Annotated in this window: 15 protein-coding genes; 2 read left to right on the top strand and 13 right to left on the bottom strand. The window is 44.5% G+C overall.

Annotated elements, in window-relative coordinates; all coding sequences use genetic code 11:
- Positions 1–121 precede the first annotated feature (121 nt).
- From HMPREF1532_RS13330 to HMPREF1532_RS13300, 7 genes are all read right to left on the bottom strand, one after another.
- Positions 122–1,294: an iron-containing alcohol dehydrogenase gene (locus tag HMPREF1532_RS13330; RefSeq protein WP_005930403.1), complete on the bottom strand. Its 1,173-nt coding sequence runs from the start codon at positions 1,292–1,294 to the stop codon at positions 122–124.
- A gap of 148 nt (positions 1,295–1,442) precedes the next feature.
- On the bottom strand, positions 1,443–2,153 hold the full coding sequence (locus tag HMPREF1532_RS13325; RefSeq protein WP_005930399.1) for an HAD family hydrolase: 711 nt from the start codon (positions 2,151–2,153) through the stop codon (positions 1,443–1,445).
- Positions 2,150–3,139, bottom strand: a complete 990-nt coding sequence (locus HMPREF1532_RS13320) for a lysylphosphatidylglycerol synthase transmembrane domain-containing protein (protein ID WP_005930396.1) — start codon at positions 3,137–3,139, stop codon at positions 2,150–2,152. Before HMPREF1532_RS13320 ends, HMPREF1532_RS13325 begins: the two co-directional genes overlap by 4 nt.
- Positions 3,139–4,053 (bottom strand): CDP-alcohol phosphatidyltransferase family protein, encoded by a 915-nt coding sequence (locus tag HMPREF1532_RS13315; RefSeq protein ID WP_005930394.1) that lies wholly within the window; start codon positions 4,051–4,053, stop codon positions 3,139–3,141. Before HMPREF1532_RS13315 ends, HMPREF1532_RS13320 begins: the two co-directional genes overlap by 1 nt.
- A complete protein-coding gene (locus HMPREF1532_RS13310) occupies positions 4,050–4,916 on the bottom strand; it encodes an ATP-grasp domain-containing protein (RefSeq protein ID WP_005930391.1) in 867 nt (288 codons plus the stop codon). The genes HMPREF1532_RS13315 and HMPREF1532_RS13310 overlap by 4 nt, the downstream gene beginning before the upstream one ends.
- Entirely contained in the window at positions 4,913–5,629 is a 717-nt protein-coding gene (locus tag HMPREF1532_RS13305) for a nucleotidyltransferase family protein (protein WP_005930388.1), read from the bottom strand. The genes HMPREF1532_RS13310 and HMPREF1532_RS13305 overlap by 4 nt, the downstream gene beginning before the upstream one ends.
- A gap of 10 nt (positions 5,630–5,639) precedes the next feature.
- Positions 5,640–6,929, bottom strand: coding sequence for an inositol-3-phosphate synthase (locus HMPREF1532_RS13300; RefSeq protein ID WP_005930386.1), 1,290 nt, complete (start codon positions 6,927–6,929; stop codon positions 5,640–5,642).
- A 368-nt stretch (positions 6,930–7,297) separates the two neighbouring features.
- On the opposite strand from HMPREF1532_RS13300, the gene aspT reads away from it, so the two are divergent.
- Positions 7,298–8,992 (top strand): aspartate-alanine antiporter, encoded by a 1,695-nt coding sequence (aspT, locus tag HMPREF1532_RS13295; RefSeq protein WP_005930384.1) that lies wholly within the window; start codon positions 7,298–7,300, stop codon positions 8,990–8,992.
- A 132-nt stretch (positions 8,993–9,124) separates the two neighbouring features.
- Positions 9,125–10,762: an aspartate 4-decarboxylase gene (gene aspD / locus HMPREF1532_RS13290; RefSeq protein ID WP_005930382.1), complete on the top strand. Its 1,638-nt coding sequence runs from the start codon at positions 9,125–9,127 to the stop codon at positions 10,760–10,762.
- 46 nt (positions 10,763–10,808) lie between these two features.
- Here the strand turns inward: aspD and HMPREF1532_RS13285 are convergent, their stop codons facing one another.
- The 6 genes from HMPREF1532_RS13285 to HMPREF1532_RS13260 form a co-directional block, all read right to left on the bottom strand.
- A complete protein-coding gene (locus HMPREF1532_RS13285; RefSeq protein ID WP_005930380.1) occupies positions 10,809–12,101 on the bottom strand; it encodes a sensor histidine kinase in 1,293 nt (430 codons plus the stop codon).
- Positions 12,102–12,120: 19 nt separating this feature from the next.
- Entirely contained in the window at positions 12,121–13,470 is a 1,350-nt protein-coding gene (locus HMPREF1532_RS13280) for a sigma-54-dependent transcriptional regulator (RefSeq protein ID WP_005930378.1), read from the bottom strand.
- Between the two features lie 143 nt (positions 13,471–13,613).
- Positions 13,614–15,089 carry a TolC family protein gene (locus HMPREF1532_RS13275; protein WP_005930377.1) on the bottom strand — a complete coding sequence of 492 codons (1,476 nt, stop codon included), beginning with the start codon at positions 15,087–15,089 and terminating at the stop codon, positions 13,614–13,616.
- A 135-nt stretch (positions 15,090–15,224) separates the two neighbouring features.
- Positions 15,225–17,822, bottom strand: coding sequence for a sensor histidine kinase (locus tag HMPREF1532_RS13270; protein ID WP_182422694.1), 2,598 nt, complete (start codon positions 17,820–17,822; stop codon positions 15,225–15,227).
- 90 nt (positions 17,823–17,912) lie between these two features.
- Positions 17,913–19,163: an ABC transporter permease gene (locus tag HMPREF1532_RS13265; protein ID WP_005930374.1), complete on the bottom strand. Its 1,251-nt coding sequence runs from the start codon at positions 19,161–19,163 to the stop codon at positions 17,913–17,915.
- A gap of 5 nt (positions 19,164–19,168) precedes the next feature.
- Positions 19,169–20,458, bottom strand: a complete 1,290-nt coding sequence (locus HMPREF1532_RS13260; RefSeq protein WP_005930372.1) for an ABC transporter permease — start codon at positions 20,456–20,458, stop codon at positions 19,169–19,171.
- Positions 20,459–20,477 lie beyond the last annotated feature (19 nt).

The following is a 20,477-nucleotide window of genomic DNA, read 5'->3' as shown; positions in this document are numbered from 1 at the left end:
TTTTTCATAATCAATAACAACTATTCTCCGTATACAAGAATACGTTATTAACATGGTTACAATATACCTAACGATAAATTAGGATATATGTAACGGGGCAGTACGTATATTGGTATTTTCCTTACAAAGCCAATCGGTAGATTTCTTTACTGTCTTCTTTTGTCAACTTCACATAATTGCCTACCAACTCGCCTTTATTTCGATGAAGACTATCGGCCAGACGGTCAATATCCGGATGCTCAATACCCAACTCTCTAAAAGTAACAGGCAAACCAATGGATTTGAAAAAAGCTCTCAACCGGGCAATCCCTTCCAAAGCAACCGCTTTTTTATCATTTGCTTCCGGAACACCCCATACACGAACAGCATATTGAACAATCTTATCCATATTGTGTTCTGTCATCCAAGTCATCCAGGCAGGGAAAATTACGGAAAGGCCGGCACCATGAGTCACATTGTAAATGGCACTGATCTCATGCTCCAGAAAGTGAGAAGCCCAATCTTCTTCACAACCGACTCCACATGTACCATTGTGGGCAATAGTTCCACACCACATCAAGTTGGCGCGGGCACCGTAATTCTCCGGTTCTTTCATCACCGTAGACGCTTCTTTGATAATAGCAAGAAGGGTTCCTTCACAAAGACGATCAGCGATTTCCACCTCCTTCGTGTTGGTGAAATAACGTTCCATGATATGCGCCATCATATCGGCAATGCCACAAGCCGTCTGAAAAGGGGGAAGCGTATAGGTAAGTTCGGGGTTCATCACCGCAAAAACAGGACGCAACAGTTCGGGCACACGGAGACTAAGTTTTTGTAAGCCATCAACTTTAGTGATAACGGTATTACCGGAACCCTCGCTACCGGCGGCAGGAATGGTAAGCACTACCGCTACTTTCAGAGCTTTCGTCACTTTGGCCTTACCAATATAGAAATCCCAAAAATCACCGGGATAAGGAACGCCGGCAGCTATCGCTTTGGCAGTATCTATCACCGATCCACCGCCTACAGCCAACAAAAAATCGACTTTTTCACTCCGACAGAGATCGATACCTTCGTACACTTTGGTATCGATCGGATTGGGCTGTATGCCACCCAACATGCAGTATTCGATTCCAGCTCCTTTCAGTGAACTTTCCACACGTGACAATAAGCCACTGCGTATCACCGAACCGCCTCCATAAACAATCATCACTTTCTTAGCACCATACTTAACAGTCAAAGCGCCTGTTTGCGCTTCCGTATCTTTACCGAATACAAATTCGGTGGGACTGTAAAAGATAAAATTATTCATCGACTTCTGTTTTTTAAATTATCTATTTCACCTCCATCCGATGTAAAAATCACACTGCATGGCTTCTCTTCCTTTGAGAAAAAGGAGTACCTGCCAGAAAAAAGTGTAAGGCAAACAATAATAACTTCTCCAATTAAAAGAGAGCCTGTTACAAAATGTCCAGCAGTTCTTTCAAGGAAGTGATGCAGGACACATCTTCGGTTACATCAGCCATAGAAGGACACCCTTTCACCACCTGACACCCCAAAGACAAAGCCGGAAGAATATCGTTCTTCACCGAATCGCCTATCACGACCACCTCGTCCGGAGCAAATCCGGCACGGTCGATAGCTAACTTCCACAAAGCAGCATCCGGTTTGCGGATTCCTTCCAGTGTAGAATCGGTTATTGAAGAGAAATAAGATACGATACCCAAATCGGTTACTATCTTCTTCAAATTACCATAATAATTGGATACCAACAACAATGTATACCGTTTTGACAACGGTTCCAACACCTCTTTCGAAAGAATCACATAACGGGAAGAAAAATCAGTCACAAGACGTGCCGCACGCTCCGGCAGTTCTTCCCTGTTCTCTTGCGTATCCGGCAGAATCCCCCTTCTGATCAGATCATCAAATTGCAAACGGGTTTTGAAAGACTGTGTTTCAAGCAATGAATGTGAGGTTTTCACCAGTTGCAAGCGCTCCATCATCTGTTCGGCATACACATAAGAGTCTCTGAAATTCTCTCCCGTAAGCGGTAAGTGCAACTCCTCGCCATAGAGCTTCAGATAAATTTTCATCCAATGCATAAACGGCGAATCGAGTGTACCGCCAAAATCAAAAGCCAGCGCTTTTACTTTTTCCGTATGTATCATTTTTTATTTCCTATTTTCATTAATGCAAGACCGATAACGATCCAGAACAACTCACGTACCCGTGTGATAAGTGCCGCATACACACCATAGGCTCCCGATAGGGAAAGTCCTCCCACTGCCAAAGCAAAGCCACCTTCGCGCCCTCCCAACTGCATGGGAAGGAAAAACAGCAAATTGGCCAGCAAGGAAGAAAAAGCCACGATGAGGATGCAGTTTACAAAACTGACATTTGTAGTCAGCACATTCAGAATGAGCCATACTTCCAGACAACTGACGATTCTCGCCGAATATTCCAAAAACAAAGCACTGTAAAAAGTACTCTTTTTCTGCTGATGAAGCAAAGCAATCTGTTTGTCTATATTTTCAAGTTTCTCCTTATGGGTTTCCGAGAAACGAATGACACGGTGCTTCAAAAAAGGGATGTGGCTTCCCATACGTACACATGCCACCGCCATGCCATGACGATATCCTTTCACAAACAGAGTGCCGAGAAACAGGCAGAGAGCGGTTATCAATCCCAAAACAATCCCCATCTCCCAACTTACCGGATAAACACAGACATAAATAAATACGGAACTGAGCCACAGCAGGAAATGCGAAAAGATATGCATCATCACGTAGAGAATGACCGACGAAGTAGCCCTTTCCATCCCTACAAACGGAGTCAGCTCCATGATCCGGTAAGGCTCTCCTCCCATCAGTCCCACCGGAGTGACATAATTGAGGGCAAATCCCGAAACCGTAAACTTATACAACTGCATAAAACCCAACGGAGAGGTTTTTCCTCCACTCCGGAGAATGATATACCACGAAAGGGTATTTATCAAGTAGATAAACAGCCAAAGTAATAAAACCAACGGAAGGTAAAAACCGGCACGCCTTAAATTATTCAGCAAATCATCGTACGACACATCGAACGTGAAAAGCATGATAACCACAGCCACCACTCCAAAGACCAGAAAGATATTTCGGAATTTGCTATTCATTATGACATCTGTATTTCTTTGTACAACTTATTACTCAACCGCTCGTGCTGCCAGATCATATAAATCAACAGTCCGTTCAGCACCGTGAGTTCAAAAACAAAATACAGCCACGGCTCATTGATGAGCAGACTGATGAAGAGAACGGTCACCCGGGTATTGAAAGAGAGAATGTTGGTGTATTTCATCAACGGCAGACTCTCCCGGCGGAATTCGTCACGGATCTCCTGTGGAGCCACTGCACCGTATCGTTGCTGCAACAAAGCGAAAAAACGTTGGAAAGCCGGAGTAAGACGCTCCTGAGAACGGGTATAATCGCAATAAAACCAAAGGAAGAGTTTCCGGATGAAATCTTTTTTCCAGGACAAAGAGTTGTAAATGGCTTTTTGCTGCACATAATTATCGAGTTCGCTACCCGATTTCCCTTTCAAAAAGAAAAGATGAATGTTCCGGTAATAATCGGCCATTGCTGCCTGCTTGCTATGACACAAGCCGGTCACGGCTGCCAGTATCCAGATCCAATAAGACCACTCCGGAGTCAAGCGCAAACAGATGGCTGCATAGATAGAGATAAACCAGAAATCACCGGACACACCGTCCAATATCCGTCCGATCTCGGACTTCTGTCCGGTCATACGTGCCAGTTGTCCGTCGGCACTGTCGTACATGTTGGCCCAAACCAACAGGCACATGCCTATCACATTCAGCAAAAGATCGTTGTAATAAAACAATATCCCTGCCGCAACTCCCAAAAAGATGGAAGCAATCGTTATCGCATTGGGAGTAACTCCCATTTTATGAAAAAGAAGCGCCCATCGGTAACCGACAGGACGGTAAAACAACAAATCGATCCACTCTTCGGTATCCGCCGATTTTAAAGTTGCTTCCAATCCGTTTTTACTTATTTCATTACTCATAAATCCGCATTTTTAGTTTTTTGCAGAACAGCCTGCCCGATGGCTATGGCCGCTTCTTTACGACAAGGGGCAAAACTCGGCCAATCGTTAAAATCGATAATACGAATGCTACCGTCCGGAGATACGATGCAATCACCGCCATATACATCGACTTGCAGCACTTTCGCCGCCTCATCACAAATATGACGCAACACATCCTCTGAAAAGGAGATACCTTTCGGAGCACCATTAATAGCTTCTAAACCGAATTTGCTATGATGTCCTTCCAACGGATAGAACCAATAGAAAAATCCGGTACCGGAAACACCGTAAAACTTGATCAAATCACCTGCCAGATGCTTGTTTATCACGACACGCTCGATACCGCGCAACGCATATTCGGCCATCACTTCCCGCAACTCGCTACAAGTCCGTATATACGTCACATCTTCTTTATGGATGGCATGAAAATCGGCACGCTTCACCCAGCAGGGTTCGAATTCCGATTCGATAAGACTAACCGGAAGTTCCTCGTGAACATCCCAGATAAGGCTTTCGGGATGAGGAACCTGATGTTTTAATAATAAAGCAGTCATCTGCTCACGCGTGCAATTCTCAATGCCGAAAGCAGAATTGACAGCCACCACTCCTTTTCTTTCAACTTTTTGCAAGTTACGGACAGCAGCTTTGCTACGCATCATTGTGAAAACAAACTTCTCATTTAAAGGATTGGTCAGAAACTCCTGCTCGGTATATAGATTGACCCTATGGCCATTTTCTTCCAGATACTGGGCCACAGCAGAAAAGATAGCAGCATCGTTCCCGACATGATTGGGAGAGAAAAGGGAATATCGCTGTATTCCCGCAAAAGTATATGATTTCATTTAATAGTCTGTTCTTCTAAAAAGCGTTCGGCTTTTTCAACGTCTGTTGCATGATCGATGTCTATTACCTTTGAAAAAGGATAGGCCTGTACCTGCAGTCCAGCGTCCACTAAATACTGCTGAAAGCCACGCATACGAGATACTCCTTTCTCCATGGCAGCAGGCAACAGAGAAAGAGCCTTTTGATTCATACAATAAATTCCCCCGGAAATGTACCGGCAATCGGGATACGATTCACTGGCATACCCCACAATTTTCAGATTATCAGGATGGGTCTTGACATATAACGGGCGTTCGTCATCGATAAAGTCGGTTACTGCCATCAAGGCATCCTCTTTATCACTCTCCCGAAAAGCACGGATATAATCCGAAAACTCCGGTTCACGGAAAATCGGATCTACCGTAGTAAGACAAAATTTACCTTCTCCCTTCAAATAAGGCATCAGTTCATAAAAGCTATGAAATGAATCGGGAGTAGACTTCACCACAACGTGAAGCGGCACCGGCAAATGTTGCTGTTCCAGGAAATCACGGACCTCTGTCATTTCTTCATTAATAATAATGCAGACCGAGTCTGCATTATTATTAAGAAAAATGTGCAATAAGCGCCCCAACAAAGGTTCACCTCCTACCTTCACCAAAGGTTTAGGTACTTGGATTCCGTCTGAGACCAAACGTGAACCTTGTCCGGCTGCAATGAGTGCATATTTCATTCTATCAGTATCAATCGAGATAACTCGGTGCTTTTTCACCGATCATATTACGCAATGTTTCTTTTACCATTCTCCATTGTGTGAACAAGTCATGTACCGGCTGATGTTCAAAATCATGCATCGGGCTCTTGCAGAAGAATGACAACCAAGTCTGTATACCGCACATGCCCGCACGAAGAGCCAGGTCACTGAACAGAACCAAGTCGAGTGCAATAGGAGCAGCAAGGATAGAATCGCGACAAAGGAAATTTACTTTTATCTCCATCGGATAGCCCATCCATCCGAAGATGTCGATGTTATCCCACGCTTCCTTATTATCTTTGCGAGGAGGGTAATAATTGATACGTACTTTGTGGTATACGTCACCATACAAGTCAGGATATTTCTCCGGTTCGAAGATGTTATCGATCACAGATAATTTGCTGACTTCTTTTGTTTTAAAGTTTGCAGGATCATCCAAAACTTCACCGTCGCGATTACCTAAGATATTAGTAGAGAACCAACCGCTAACGCCTAACATACGAGTTTTGAACATCGGTGCCAACACCGTTTTCATCAATGTCTGACCGCTCTTGAAGTCTTTACCGGAAATAGGCACATTCATCTTCTTGGAGAATTCCCACATAGCCGGAGTATCTACACACAAGTTAGGAGCACCCATGATGAACGGAGCACCTTCTGCAATAGCAGCATACGCATAACACATACTTGGAGAAATGGCATCCGTGTTGTTTTCTTTCATTGCTTTTTCCAAGGCAGCCAATGACTGGTGTTCTTCCGACAGAGGAATATAGATCTCTGTACTTGCAGCCCACAACACTGAAATACGTTCGCAGTTGTTAGCAGCTTTAAAATCGCGGATATCTTGACGAAGTTGTTCTACCATTTCCCAACGGGTAGCAGCCTGCTTGATGTGAGTTCCGTTCAGACGTTTGGCCCAATTATGGTCGAAAGCGGCGGGCATCGGTTTGATAGCCTCCAATTCTTCTTTCACCCCATTCAGGTCTTTTTCTTTCAATACTTCAGCATACATAGCAGCTTCGTAAGCATTGTCAGGGAAAATGTCCCATCCACCGAATACAATGTCGTTCAAATCTGTTAAAGGTACGATGTCTTTAATGAGTTTTTCCTCATTATTTTCCATGCGCATTGCGGCCATCTGTGTAATAGAACCTATTGGTTTTGCCAATCCCTTGCGAGAAGCCAGTGTTCCTGTTATCATAGTGGTAGCAACTGCGCCACCAACACCTACAACCAAGACGCCAAGACGTCCTGATGCCGGTTTAATTTCTTGTTCCATTTCTGTTGTTTTAGATAAATTAAAATTGCCTACAAAGTTAGGCTCTCCTGCATACCTAAAGAAGTTCTAATAGTCGGATTAATTGTTCTATTTGGCATATTATCCCCTTAAAGAGTACTTATAACCTATGTAGTCCGAATTTACCAATCTCAGATATATCATTCTATATCAATTATTAAACAAACTCTGCCTGTTACCTTTTTTTTATAAATTAACACATCAATACATAAACAGATCGATACATACAGGTACGCTATCAAACAGAAAGTTTAACATGATGAAATGAAGGTTTAACGAAACACTTTTCACGAAATACTGTTGTACTAAGTATTAAACGAACCGAATATATAAACCTAAACAACTTAATTATGGAATGGATTATAAATCAACTGAGGGTACATCCTGAGTTAGCCATTTTTCTAACACTTTTTGCAGGATTCTGGATAGGCCGGTTGAAAATAGGAAAGTTCTCACTCGGTACCGTAACAAGCGTCCTGCTGGTAGGCGTGTTGGTAGGACAATTAGATATTACAGTAGACGGCCCGATGAAAGCAGTATTCTTTCTGCTCTTTCTTTTCGCCGTGGGCTACAAAGTAGGACCGCAGTTCTTTCGCGGACTGAAAAAAGACGGTTTGCCCCAAGTGGGGTTTGCCGTACTGATGTGTATCGTCAGCCTTGTTTCCGCTTGGGCATTGGCAAAAATAATGGGTTACCACGTAGGGGAGGCAGCCGGACTGTTAGCCGGTTCACAAACGATTTCCGCCGTTATCGGAGTGGCCGAAGATACAATCAACGGACTCAGTATCAGCGATGCGCAAAAAGCCACTTTCATCAATGCAATTCCCGTGGCATATGCCGTAACCTATATTTTCGGTACAGCCGGCTCCGCTTGGATACTGGCATCACTCGGTCCGAAATTTTTAGGTGGGCTGGAAAAAGTAAAAGCCGACTGCCGGGAACTGGAAGCTCAAATGGGGAGCTCGGAAGCCGATGAACCGGGATTTGCCCCCGCCTTGCGACCCGTCGTATTCCGCGCCTACAAAATAACCAATAAATGGTTTGGAAAAGGAAAACGCGTTACCGATCTTGAAAGTTACCTGAATGAACAAGGGAAACGCCTTTTCGTAGAACGCATCCGCCAAAGAGGGGTCGTAAAAGAAGTAACGCCCAATCTTATCCTGAAAGAAAACGATGAAGTGGTACTCAGTGGCCGCCGTGAATTTGTGATTGGTGAAGAAGACTGGCTCGGACCGGAGGTAATAGATGCACAGCTACTCGACTTTCCTGCCGAAACACTCCCCGTAATGGTGACACGAAAAACTTTTGCCGGAGAAACCGTATCAGCCATCCGTTCGCAAAAATTCATGCATGGTGTCAGTATCCGCAGCATCAAGCGTGCAGGTATCCATGTTCCTGTACTGGCACAGACCGTGGTAGATTCCGGGGATATGCTCGAGCTGACCGGCATGAAGCATGAAGTGGAAACTGCTGCCAAACAAATGGGATACATCGATCGTCCTACCAATCAAACGGATATGATATTCGTTGGGCTCGGTATTCTCGTCGGTGGATTGGTCGGCGCGCTATCTATTCATTTGGGTGGTATCCCGATAAGTTTATCAACAAGTGGCGGCGCACTGATTGCCGGTCTCCTCTTCGGATGGCTACGCAGTAAACACCCGACTTTCGGCGGTATCCCCGAACCTTCCTTATGGGTACTGAACAACGTCGGATTGAACATGTTCATTGCCGTGGTGGGTATTGCCGCCGGTCCAAGTTTCGTCACCGGCTTTCAAGAAGTAGGTGCAAGCCTCTTCCTTGTCGGAGCAGCAGCTACTACCATCCCATTGATCAGTGGCCTGTTAATGGGAAGATACTTATTTAAATTTCACCCGGCACTGACCCTCGGGTGTACCGCAGGAGCAAGAACGACTACCGCCGCATTGGGAGCCATACAGGATGCTGTCGAAAGTGAAACCCCTGCTCTGGGGTATACGGTGACCTATGCAGTAGGTAATACGTTACTGATTATCTGGGGGGTATTTATCGTGCTGATGATGTAAGGAGCCTCTCCCCAACCCTCTCCGTGGGAGAGGGAGTAAAGTCAGATGTGCAATCAAATTATAAACCATAGTATCTGTCCTCCCTCTCCCACGGAGAGGGTTGGGGAGAGGCTAAATAAACCAAACTTAATTATGGAAAAGAAATCAAATACCACAGGCATCACTAAAAGTTTTGCCAAAAAGATGGAATCCATCAGTCCATTTGAATTAAAGAACCGCCTTATCGACATGGCAGACGAGAGCGTAAAAAAAATGGCTCATACCATGCTCAATGCCGGGCGTGGTAATCCGAACTGGATAGCCACGGAACCCCGAGAAGCCTTTTTTCTTTTAGGAAAATTCGGACTTAGCGAATGTACACGTGTACAATCTTTACCCGAAGGCATTGCCGGAATCCCACAAAAAGAAGGCATTGCCGCACGTTTCGAAGCATTTTTAAAAGACAACAGTAAAGAACCGGGAGTAAAATTATTAAAAGACAGTTATAACTATTTACTGATGGAACATGCTGCCGATCCGGATACGCTCGTTCATGAATGGGCGGAAGCCGTCATCGGTGACCAATATCCTGTGCCGGATCGTATCCTGCATTTCACCGAACTCCTCATACAGGATTATTTAGGCCAAGAATTATGTGACCGGCGTCCTCCAAAAGGCACATTCGATCTTTTCGCCACCGAAGGAGGTACAGCCGCCATGTGTTATATCTTTGATTCCTTACAGGAAAATTTCCTGCTGAACCAAGGAGACAACATCGCTTTGCTCGTACCCGTATTCACCCCTTACATAGAAATACCGCAGCTCCGCCGTTATCAGTTTAATGTCACAGAGATTTCTGCCGATAAAATGACAGCCGACGGACTCCATACCTGGCAATACCAGGACGAAGACATCGATAAGCTAAAAAATCCGGAGATTAAAGCGCTCTTTATCACCAATCCGAGCAATCCGCCCAGCTATGCATTAAGTGCGGAAACAACCGCGCGTATCGTCAATATCGTAAAAAATGATAATCCGAACTTGATGATCATTACGGATGATGTGTATGCCACATTCATACCGCACTTCCGTTCACTTATGGCAGAGTTACCGCATAATACACTGTGCGTATATTCTTTCTCCAAATATTTCGGAGCAACCGGATGGAGACTTGCCGTCACTGCCCTCCATGAGGACAATATCTATGACAAGATGATTGCCCGCCTGCCCGAAGAGCAGAAAGCCATATTATCCAAGCGTTATTCCAGCCTCGATTTACATCCGGAAAAAATGAAATTCATCGACCGTATGGTAGCCGACAGCCGTCAGGTAGCGCTAAACCATACAGCAGGATTATCACTACCACAGCAAATGCAAATGAGTCTGTTCGCTTCTTTCTCCCTATTAGACAAAGGAGATTATTATAAAACAAAGATGCAGAATATCATCCGTCGCCGTCTGAATGCTTTGTGGGACAACACCGGTTTCTCATTGGTAGAAGACCCGTTACGCGCCGGTTATTACTCCGAAATAGATATGCTGGTATGGGCCCGAAAATTCTATGGCGATGAATTTGTTACATATTTGGAAAAGAGCTACAACCCATTAGACGTAGTATTCCGTCTCGCCAACGAAACATCACTCGTATTGTTAAATGGCGGTGGCTTTGCCGGTCCCAAGTGGAGCGTCCGCGTTTCTCTTGCCAACTTGAACGAAGCCGACTATGTAAAAATAGGCCAAGGCATCAAACGCATATTGGACGAATATGCAAAAGAATGGAAAGAGAAGTAGAGTTGGTGAGTAGTGATAAGTGATAAACGATACTACTCACTTATCACTAATTAAATATTATTCTAAACCGTGTCAGCCCATCGGCATAAGTGCGAAGCGAAAACGAACATCCGTGACGCATCAATACCTCACGGATAAACACCAGACCGATTCCCTGCCCGTTCGGTTTGGTTGAAAAGAAGGGACTGAAGAGTTTAGCTTCAGTCTCTTTTGTTATTCCTTCACCGTTGTCCACTATTTCAATGCTTGCCGGAGAAGAGGTACGTATTTGTATTTTTCCATCCTTTCCGATGCTCTCGGCTGCATTTTTGATGATATTTACCAATACTTGCTCAAACAAAGCAATATCCAAGTTGACATCTCCCAATTCCTCATCGATATCCAATGTAATAGCAATGTTCCGATCCGTACACATTCCTTCCATAAATCGTTTACAAGAAAATACCAGATCATTAAGATTGACAGGAGCCAAATTGGGTTCCGGGATTTTCACTACATCGGCAAAGCGGGTAATAAAACGACTCATGGAGAAACAACGCTCCGTACACACCTGCATGACCTCACAAATATCTTCCATCCCTTCCGATTCGGAAAGAGCCTGCCCCACCGTATCGAGCGTAGAGGTGATACCGGCCGTTGTATTGTTCACTTCATGTGCGATCATACGAATCACTTTCTCATAGGCTTTCTTCTCTGCTTTCATCACTTCATCCGTCAGGCTTTCGATAAGAAAGAACGGATGATGAAAACCCCGGTCTATAAATGACGAATGTGTACATTTATAAATATTCGAGTCATTCAATCGAACGGTCACGGTCTCTCCTTGGGCAATAGCAGCCAGTTCCGCAGCCAACGGAGAATCTATGGAAGAAAGTTTCTGCCCCTGCGCCTCTTCATAACGGACACCCAGCATTTTTACAGCCATCGGATTCAACTGAGACACATCATCATCAAGACTGGTAATGATTACCCCCATCGGAGAAGCGTTTATCAACAGGTCCAGAAAATGATTCTGTTCACGCAGACGGAGACGTTCGTTTTTCAACTGTTCCATCATCCGATTGAAGACATTTACCACCCGGTCGGCTTCATATTGCCCCACAAGGCTCAGCCGGCTACTAAAATCCTGTTCGCGCAGCAATTCCATACCACTACCAATGGTATCCAACGGCTTTATTATCTTTCTATAAAACAGAATAAGATAAATCAGCAGGAAAGCAATCAATATTTCCGATCCATATAATAAAGGCCGATAAATCCAGCCACCAAAGTAGAGTATCACTCCACCAAGAATGATCAGAAAGAAGGTAAGTATAAAAAAGTATCCTTTAAGACGCACGTGATTAGTGGGTTAGTGGCTAATAACTAATTCCATATTTTTCCAACCTCCGATAGAGCGCCGCACGGCTGATGCCCAATGCCATAGCTACCTGACTGAGATTTCCTTTATAACGTTCCAACGCCTGCAATATAGTCTGACGTTCAATTTCATCCAGCGTCATACCGGCAAGCACACTACCCGCAGCAGCTTTCGGTTCATCTTGTCGAAGATATTGGGCATCAAAATCCGAGGCATCGAGTATCGGTTTGCCACTAACCAGAATCGTACGTTCCACTAAATTTTTCAGTTCACGGATATTTCCCGGAAAAGGCAAGCGGGTAAGAAACTGAAGTGCATCGGCAGAGAATTCTGTGCGGGGCAATCCGTTTACTTCGGCCTGACGATCGGCAAAATGGCGGGCCAATAAAGGAATATCTTCCCGTCTCTCACGCAAAGCCGGTAGCTTTACTGTGATCAGATTAATACGATAGAACAAATCTTCACGGAAAGTACGTTCGCTTACCATCTTACGTAGATCGGCATTCGTTGCAGAAACAACACGGATATCCGTTTTTCGGGGACGGCTATCTCCCAACACCTCAAATGTCTGATCTTGCAAGACACGAAGCAGTTTCACTTGGCACGACGGGTCCAGATCTCCAATTTCATCCAAGAAGATAGTACCCTTGTTTGCCATTTCAAAACGTCCGATACGGTCGGCACTCGCATCCGTAAAAGCTCCTTTCTTATGACCGAACATTTCACTCTCAAAAAGACTCTGGGATATACCGCCTAAGTTCACTTTTATAAATGGCTGCTTCGCACGCTGACTGTTGATATGAATCGCTTCGGCTATCAGTTCTTTACCCGTTCCGCTTTCTCCCGTGATAAGCACGGAAGCATTGGTACGGGCAATCCGGGCAATGGTATTCAAAACGTCCGTCAGTCCCTGACTCTTTCCTATAATATGACTGCGATTCAGCGCATCACTCTGTTCCTGCGGTATTTCGGCAGGCGTAGCAGACAATTCCAATGCCGTCTCTATCCGTTGCAGCAGAGCGGCATTATTCCAAGGCTTCGTTATAAAATCAAATGCCCCGGCTTGCATACCCTGCACAGCCAATTGAATACTTCCCCATGCCGTCATCAAGATAACAGGCACATCGGGACGGAATATTTTCACTTGCTTAAGCAACGTCAGACCTTCCTCTCCGGTAGTGGAAAGGGTAAAATTCATGTCCATCAGAATGAGATCCGGAGTTTCAGAACGAACAACATCCATCGCTTCACGGGGACCGGGAACTGCCAAAGCCGAATAACCGGCACGTTTCAGCATAAAACTGAGAGAAGAACGGACAGCACTGTCATCATCAATGATTAGTATCATATGTGTATGTGGTTTTATATGCGCAAAAATAAGAATAATTATTCAATATGCCAATATGCCAATGTGCCAATGTGCTGCGCTATATCAAAAGAATAGCATCCCGCATGGAAATTGGCACATTGGCATACTGATATATTGGCACATTATTTAATCACTTCTTCAAAATCAACTTCCAGTTTCGTCCCCCTTTCAAAATCCCACAATGTGAGACTCCGAATCTGGTAGAAATAAGACCAATAATTATAAAGTTCCGATATATGCTTCTGACGCGCCTCATCTTTAGAGTTTTGCGCATCGTTTAGATCCAACGTATTGATTTTGCCGATCAGAAAGGTTTCGATACTCGTTTTATAACGTTGCTGGGCTATCAAGTCGGCCTCTTTGGCAATGCTCAATTGCTGTGCCTGATTATTGAAATGTTCCACGAGCAGAAAAATATCCTGATTGAAATTCATCTGTTCCTGACGGATTTTCGAAAGAACCACTTCCCGGTTACTCTTGGCAACACGCACTTTACCACGACGCTTTCCCCAATCAAGAAGAGGGATTTTCACTCCTACCTGTACAATCTGATTATCGAGCAAATGATTGTAAGCACCGGCAAACTCATTATCCAAGCCAGTATAACCGACGCTTGCAAAAAGATCGACACTCCGCAGGTTACCGCGTGCGGTAGCTACCTCATAATCTGCTTCCAGTTGCCGACGGCGAATATTCTGTGCAAAAGAATTCCGTTCCAATGCTTTATTTAGTACTACATCATATTTTATTTGCACATCCGGAACCGATTCGGGCAATACCGGTTCCAATTTCTCATTCTCGCCCATTCCGAGGAAGGCACGAAGCTGAAACATCTTGGCATTGAGATCACTCATAGCCTCCGTTACAGCAGCTTTCGCATTTAAAGCAGAAAGTTTCAGTTGCAATAGCTCATTTTCAGAAATCTGTCCCATCTCCCGCTTGGCTCCCGCCACCTTATAGAGATGTTCTGCATTCAACTGGTTCTGCCGGGCAGTAGCCAATACCTCTTTAGCCAGTAACAGCTGAAAAAAATAGGTAATGGTCTTTCGGGTCACATCTTCCGTAGCAGAAATAAAAGCCGCCTTTGCCTCTTCATAACGTACGGGTTCGATACGACGATCCCATTTCAATTTATTCACGCCAAAAATGGGTTGCGTCAGTTCCAAGCTGACCGGCACAGACATAAACTTTTCTTTCCCCTCCCCGCCGAACTGCTTAATGTAGTCTAATGACGTAGTAAGGGATAACTTTCCACCCGTGAACCAGATATTCTGATCGATAGACAAATCTCCGCTAAGCCCTAAATAGTTATTACGGACAAAGCCATACGTCCCGTCTGAATTTTGATAGGAGTTGTATGATTTGTTATAATTGGGCAATGTCCCCGTCAGATTGACTTCCGGCAAAAGATCAGCACGAAATGTACGGTATTCCCAATACGATGTTTTCAATTCATTCAAAGCCACAGCTGCATCAACAGACTGCGTACGAGCCAAAGCAATCGCTTCACCGAGTGTTATTTTCCGTTCGTCTTGTGCTTCAAGAATCAATGGACACACAAAAGCCGCTAAAACAAGCAGTATATTCTTCTTTCTCATAAAAGTATTATTTTCTGTGAGCAAAGAGTCCAAACGGTATGCCAAAAAGATAAATCACTTATTTTCGGCACATTAATTCATTCTTCGACTGTTCGAAAACGAACACTTTGTGCGCAAGCGAACGTCGTTTGCCGTTTATTCGCTGATATCAGGCAATCGGACTGTAAACCGGGTACCTTTCCCTTCTTCAGACGTGACACTGATCGTTCCGTGCAGGCGTTCTACGATCGTCTGGCAGATACTCAGTCCCAATCCGGCTCCCTGGGTAAAATTATCCACTTTATAGAAACGCTCAAAAATATGCCTTACTCCCTCTTTGGAAATCCCTTTACCGGTGTCCTCCACAAACAAGGAAGTGTATCCGTCTTCGTCCTCCGTATACCCGAAAGTAATTGAACCGCTCGTCGTAAATTTAGCAGCATTGTTTATCAGATTATTTACCACCTGTTGCAAACGCACGTTATCCGTCACCATATATTTCTTACTGCCTTCTGGAATATCCAGCAGCAACTCCACACCGGGAGGCATATTCAACTGTTGGGAGTCGTGTACATTCTTCAACAGTAAAGGAAGACTGTGCCGTGAAAGCTGGAAGTCCATCGTTCCGGATTCAATACGCGACAAATCGAGAATATCATTGATCAATGCCAGCAACAGGCTGCAATTCTTATTAATGGTAGCAATAAACTGTGCCACCTCTTCTTCCGTGAAAGCACTGGTATCGCTCAACAAGTCGGAAAAACCGACAATAGCATTCAACGGAGTACGGATCTCATGGCTCATATTGGCCAAGAATGCCGACTTCAGCTTATCGGCCTGTAATGCCTTATCACGGGCAATCGTCAATTCCTCTTCGGTTGTTTTATACCGTTGGATACTCTGGCAAACTCCCAAAATACTATATGGAGTATCAGCCGTCAACCCTCCAAGCACGGAAGTTCTGTATTCCCACCATTCGTATCCACCGTTTTCATTGTGCTGGCGGAAACTCATACGGATACTGCGTCCCTCTTTCAACGCTAAATCAAACTGTTTTTGTATGTGTTCCAATTCTTCGGGATGAACCGTCTTTTCCATATCGTCACGCGAAATGGTAACAACCGAACCGTCAAAGCCAAAACGCTGAAGAAATCCCAAAGGAAATGTAAAGACATTCGTACGGATATCAAACTGCCACGGATAAATGGAACTCTCTTCTATTGCCAAATCAAAGAAACGCTTCTTCATCTCTTCATCGGATACATTGTGACAGGAAAAAGCAACTCCGGTTACCTCCCCATTCGCATGTAAAGGCACCATCTCTCCCGAAACTGGAAAATAAATTCCACTGTGCACTTCTTGCATAAAAGAGTCGGGAGGAATCTGGCAACTCTTCCCTTTCGTAATCACCTCCTTCAACATCTCCCGCAGAATATCCTTTCCATTTGAATATATCTTAAAAATAGAACCGGCCGGAAGCCCCTCATAAGGACGGACAGAGACATCGGTAGGAAGATGCAACATCTTTAATAGAGAGAGATTGGTAAAATGGATGCGATAGTCCGCATCGTACGTTATTACACCTTCACGGATGGAATGGAAAATATTGTCAAACTCATCACGCTGCGCAACCAGACGGCTCTGCACCAAAAGTCGAGTCTGTGCATGTACCCTGCGTCTCGCCTCCCGCCGGTTAACCCGGAACAGCCAAATAACCAACAAAATCAATAGGCCTAAGATAGAAGCATAAAACAGTATAAAAAAGAACTTATACTTTTCCAGATAAGGTTCGTTGAGTATAATGCCCGGTTTCACCCGGTCTTTGTCTACCTTAAAAAACTCAAGTTGCTTATAATCATAAAAAAACTCGACCGGAGTCTCAGATATCCCGGCCTCCTCCGGAGAAGCTCCCCGTAGCACTTTGGAAGCCCGTACACCCGCCATACGCGAAGAGGTATACGGATCGGCATCATAGGCACAGAATACGCCATTGGTCAAGGAAATACTTTGACAGGAGAAGAAAGGAGCCTTTGAGTTTTTACCGATAAACGCCATGAAAGGAGACCACTTCGGAACAATTACAATACGTCCATGACTATTGCGCGGATAACAAACAGAAGAGATTATACTGCTCGTACTACCCGTCTGCACATTATAGGTCTGCAATTTATAATCTGGATAACGCTTCACAAAACGTTGCCACTCATTCATGAAGTCTTCTTTTCCGGCAAGACTCAGAAAGCTGTTATCATTCACACAAATTACTTCCTTCCGTTCCGGAAATGTCTTATGCGCCTGTTCCAATAAAAGAAAAAAGTCGGGGTTAGAGGTAAAACCGCAAACATTCGGCAAAGTAGAGATCAGCGCATCATCCGGATATTTAATACCATAAAAGACAACCGGTATCTGACGGGGTAACGAATCTCCACAATTAAACAAGGTATAGAAAGCTTCATCACTGGATGTCACGATCAGATCGGTGCCCCTTTCCCTTGCCCGGTCGCAGATACGCTTCATGATGACCTGCTCGGATCGATAAGCCCAATAATCGGCATCCAGATACTCCGTCGTGATTTTAACTTTCACCTTCTCACTGCTGAAACCGTCACGCAATCCACGGGTCAGGTCATTGTGCCAAGGAGTCTGATTCGTATATGATTGTATAAAAAGAACATTATAGGTCTGTTCAGCAGCAGCTATCTCTAAAAATGCCGTAAATAAAAGAAGCAGAAGAGTATAATAACGTTGTCGGATCATAAAGTTACATAACTGCGTTGTTTCACAATATGCACGCAAATATACGCTATTATCTTGAAAGCAACGCAGATATATAATTTTATTTTTTTACTCTTCACGCAATGCTTCTGCCGGTTGTATCTTCATAGCCTGACGTGCGGGAATCCAAACAGCCAGAAAAACGGTAAATACCAACAATAGATAAGTGATAAAAATACCGGCAACAAAACGGAACAAGGTGAATTCAACCGGATAATCGGATACAATTTCTGCCAATCCCAAGTTTGCCGCCACTACTATTGCCGGAATGAATGCCAATGTGAGCAATACTACCCCTTCTCCCCAAAGAAGCCTGCACAGACTGACTCTTGAACCGCCCAAAGCTACACGTAATCCGAGTTCGGAACGACGTTGCTGCGTTCGAAACCAAAAAGTGCCCAACACTGCCAGAAAAGCATTCAATAAAAAGAATACCGCCACTGATAGATAGGTATACAAATCATTACGAGGTTCTTTCAATTGCTCGTTCCGGAAATCGGTCATAGGGCGCATATCTTCAAGATAAAAGTTGCCGATCATCAACTGTTCACGCATGTCTTTACGGAATCTACGAATAAAATCATCACCGTCGGAATCGGGATGCACACGAATGTACACACCCAAATAGGGAGCCTCCAGATAGTAAAAAGGACGCTTTTGTGTGAAATGCAACGGTATGTAGGTAGCCCGTTGGTGGGAGGTAAATTCATTATACTTTTGATTTTCGCATACGGCAGCAATACGTACACTGTCGCCATTCAAGGTGTTTTTTACCCATTCACCCACAGCAGAACGTCCGGGAAAGAGCTGGCATGCCAAATTATCCGTAATGATAATATCGGTAAGATTGGCCCTGCCTGCCAACTGTTCCGGAGAACTTCCATCCGCCCCTTTCACCCGAAATACCCGGAAATATCCGGAACTGACGGTACGCATCCAACTGTTGCAAGTAATTGTATCGTAAATAAGAGAGGCACCTTGATTCGTCCATACATAATGTTTATGCATGCGTGTATAACAAACAGACTCCACAGCCGGATGATGTTCCAAGCGATCCATGAAAGTGTAAAAATCACCTGTAGCATTCTTGGTATGAAGTTTGTCCGATAAAAATTTATGGCTTTCAGGGGTCAGTACCCCGATATTGAGGGCATACACATTGTGCCAGTCGAATCCTAAAGGACGGGTCTGATTGACCGTAACCGTGTAAACATAATCTACCGCATACCACATACAAGTAGACATCACAAACAAACCGGCTATCAGCCATCCATTGTGACGACGGTTATTCCATATAATTGTAAGAATGTGTCTGAACATATTAATTACCTTTCATTTAGTGCATTGACAATCGTTGTACGAGCCACACGAACCGCTGGAATACCGGCAGAAAGCAGATTAAGAACCAAGCAGAAAGCTAAGGCTGCAAAAAATATCCACGGACTTATCATGGACGCGTTCATGGCGGCCGTACCTCCAACCGATAATGCAGATGCCAACAGCCAATCCGATAACAGCCAAAGAGCAAAATAAGAGAACAGAAGTCCTGCCACACCACCGATCAGCGTAAGCAACAGATTCTCGGCAAGTACCTGTTTCAACAAGACCGAACGGTTGGCACCGAAAGCCTTACGCACTCCAATTTCTGAAAGGCGTTTCCGCATGCGGCTCTGCGTCAACCCGGACAGGTTGATAGCCGGCACAAGCAGAATAACGATAATAATAATCACATAGTGAATGACTACCTCTTTTGCCGGAATACCTCCATGGGCGTATTTATGAAGCATCTGAATAAAAAATGTATCGGGTTGCCCCAGCAAATCCAGTTGCATATCCTGATCATTTGCATTCAATTTTGCCAAGTTCGTATTCACTTCCGCAAGAATCTCAGGAAAGCCGGTCGAAGAACGGGCCAGGATAAAACACTGGAAACTGCCTGTATGCCCTTTGGTCCATCCGGAAAGATCAATACGGCTGATATCCGTATTAGTGGTATAAGGCAACCATATTTCCGAATAACTCTGTTCGGCAAACTTACTGACATCACGTACCACACCGCAAACCGTAAACTCTACAAAGTTAAGTTCAAGATGACGCCCTACTGCCGTCTCTACCCCACCAAACAGACGCCGAGCCACACTCTCGCATATCACAGCCTGTTTCAGCCCGGCCTTGAAAGCAACCTCATCATAGGGTTGTCCGGCAAGAAATCCAAACTCAAATACCTTCCAGAAATCAGCATCGGTATAAAGCAATTGACAGTTGATCTCTTCTCCTCCCCCCGGAACCACAGCGAGCATACGCCCATATTCACAGATGGCAGATACGGCTTCTGCAGTCGTGAGAGGATAGAAAATTTGCTGTATATCATAAAGAGACAGGCGGCTGTAATTACGTGCGTCTTTATCCTCCTTCTCATAAACACTCGACCACTTCACATAAAGCGTACGGTCACGATTCATTTCCGGCTCGTAATTAGCCGTTTTTGCATACAGCAGAATGATAATCACCATCACTACCGAAATAGCAAGTGCCGTACCGGCAATACTGATGGCAGAAAGTAACTTATTCTCCATCAGAAGATGAAAGGCCTGTTTAAAATATTGTCTGAACATGGAGAGGATTTACGATTTG

The organism is Bacteroides salyersiae WAL 10018 = DSM 18765 = JCM 12988 (genome assembly GCF_000381365.1).
Classification (GTDB): Bacteria; Bacteroidota; Bacteroidia; order Bacteroidales; family Bacteroidaceae; genus Bacteroides; species Bacteroides salyersiae.
The sequence above is the reverse complement of the archived record's forward strand: the minus strand, read 5'-3'. Positions and strand labels throughout refer to the sequence as shown.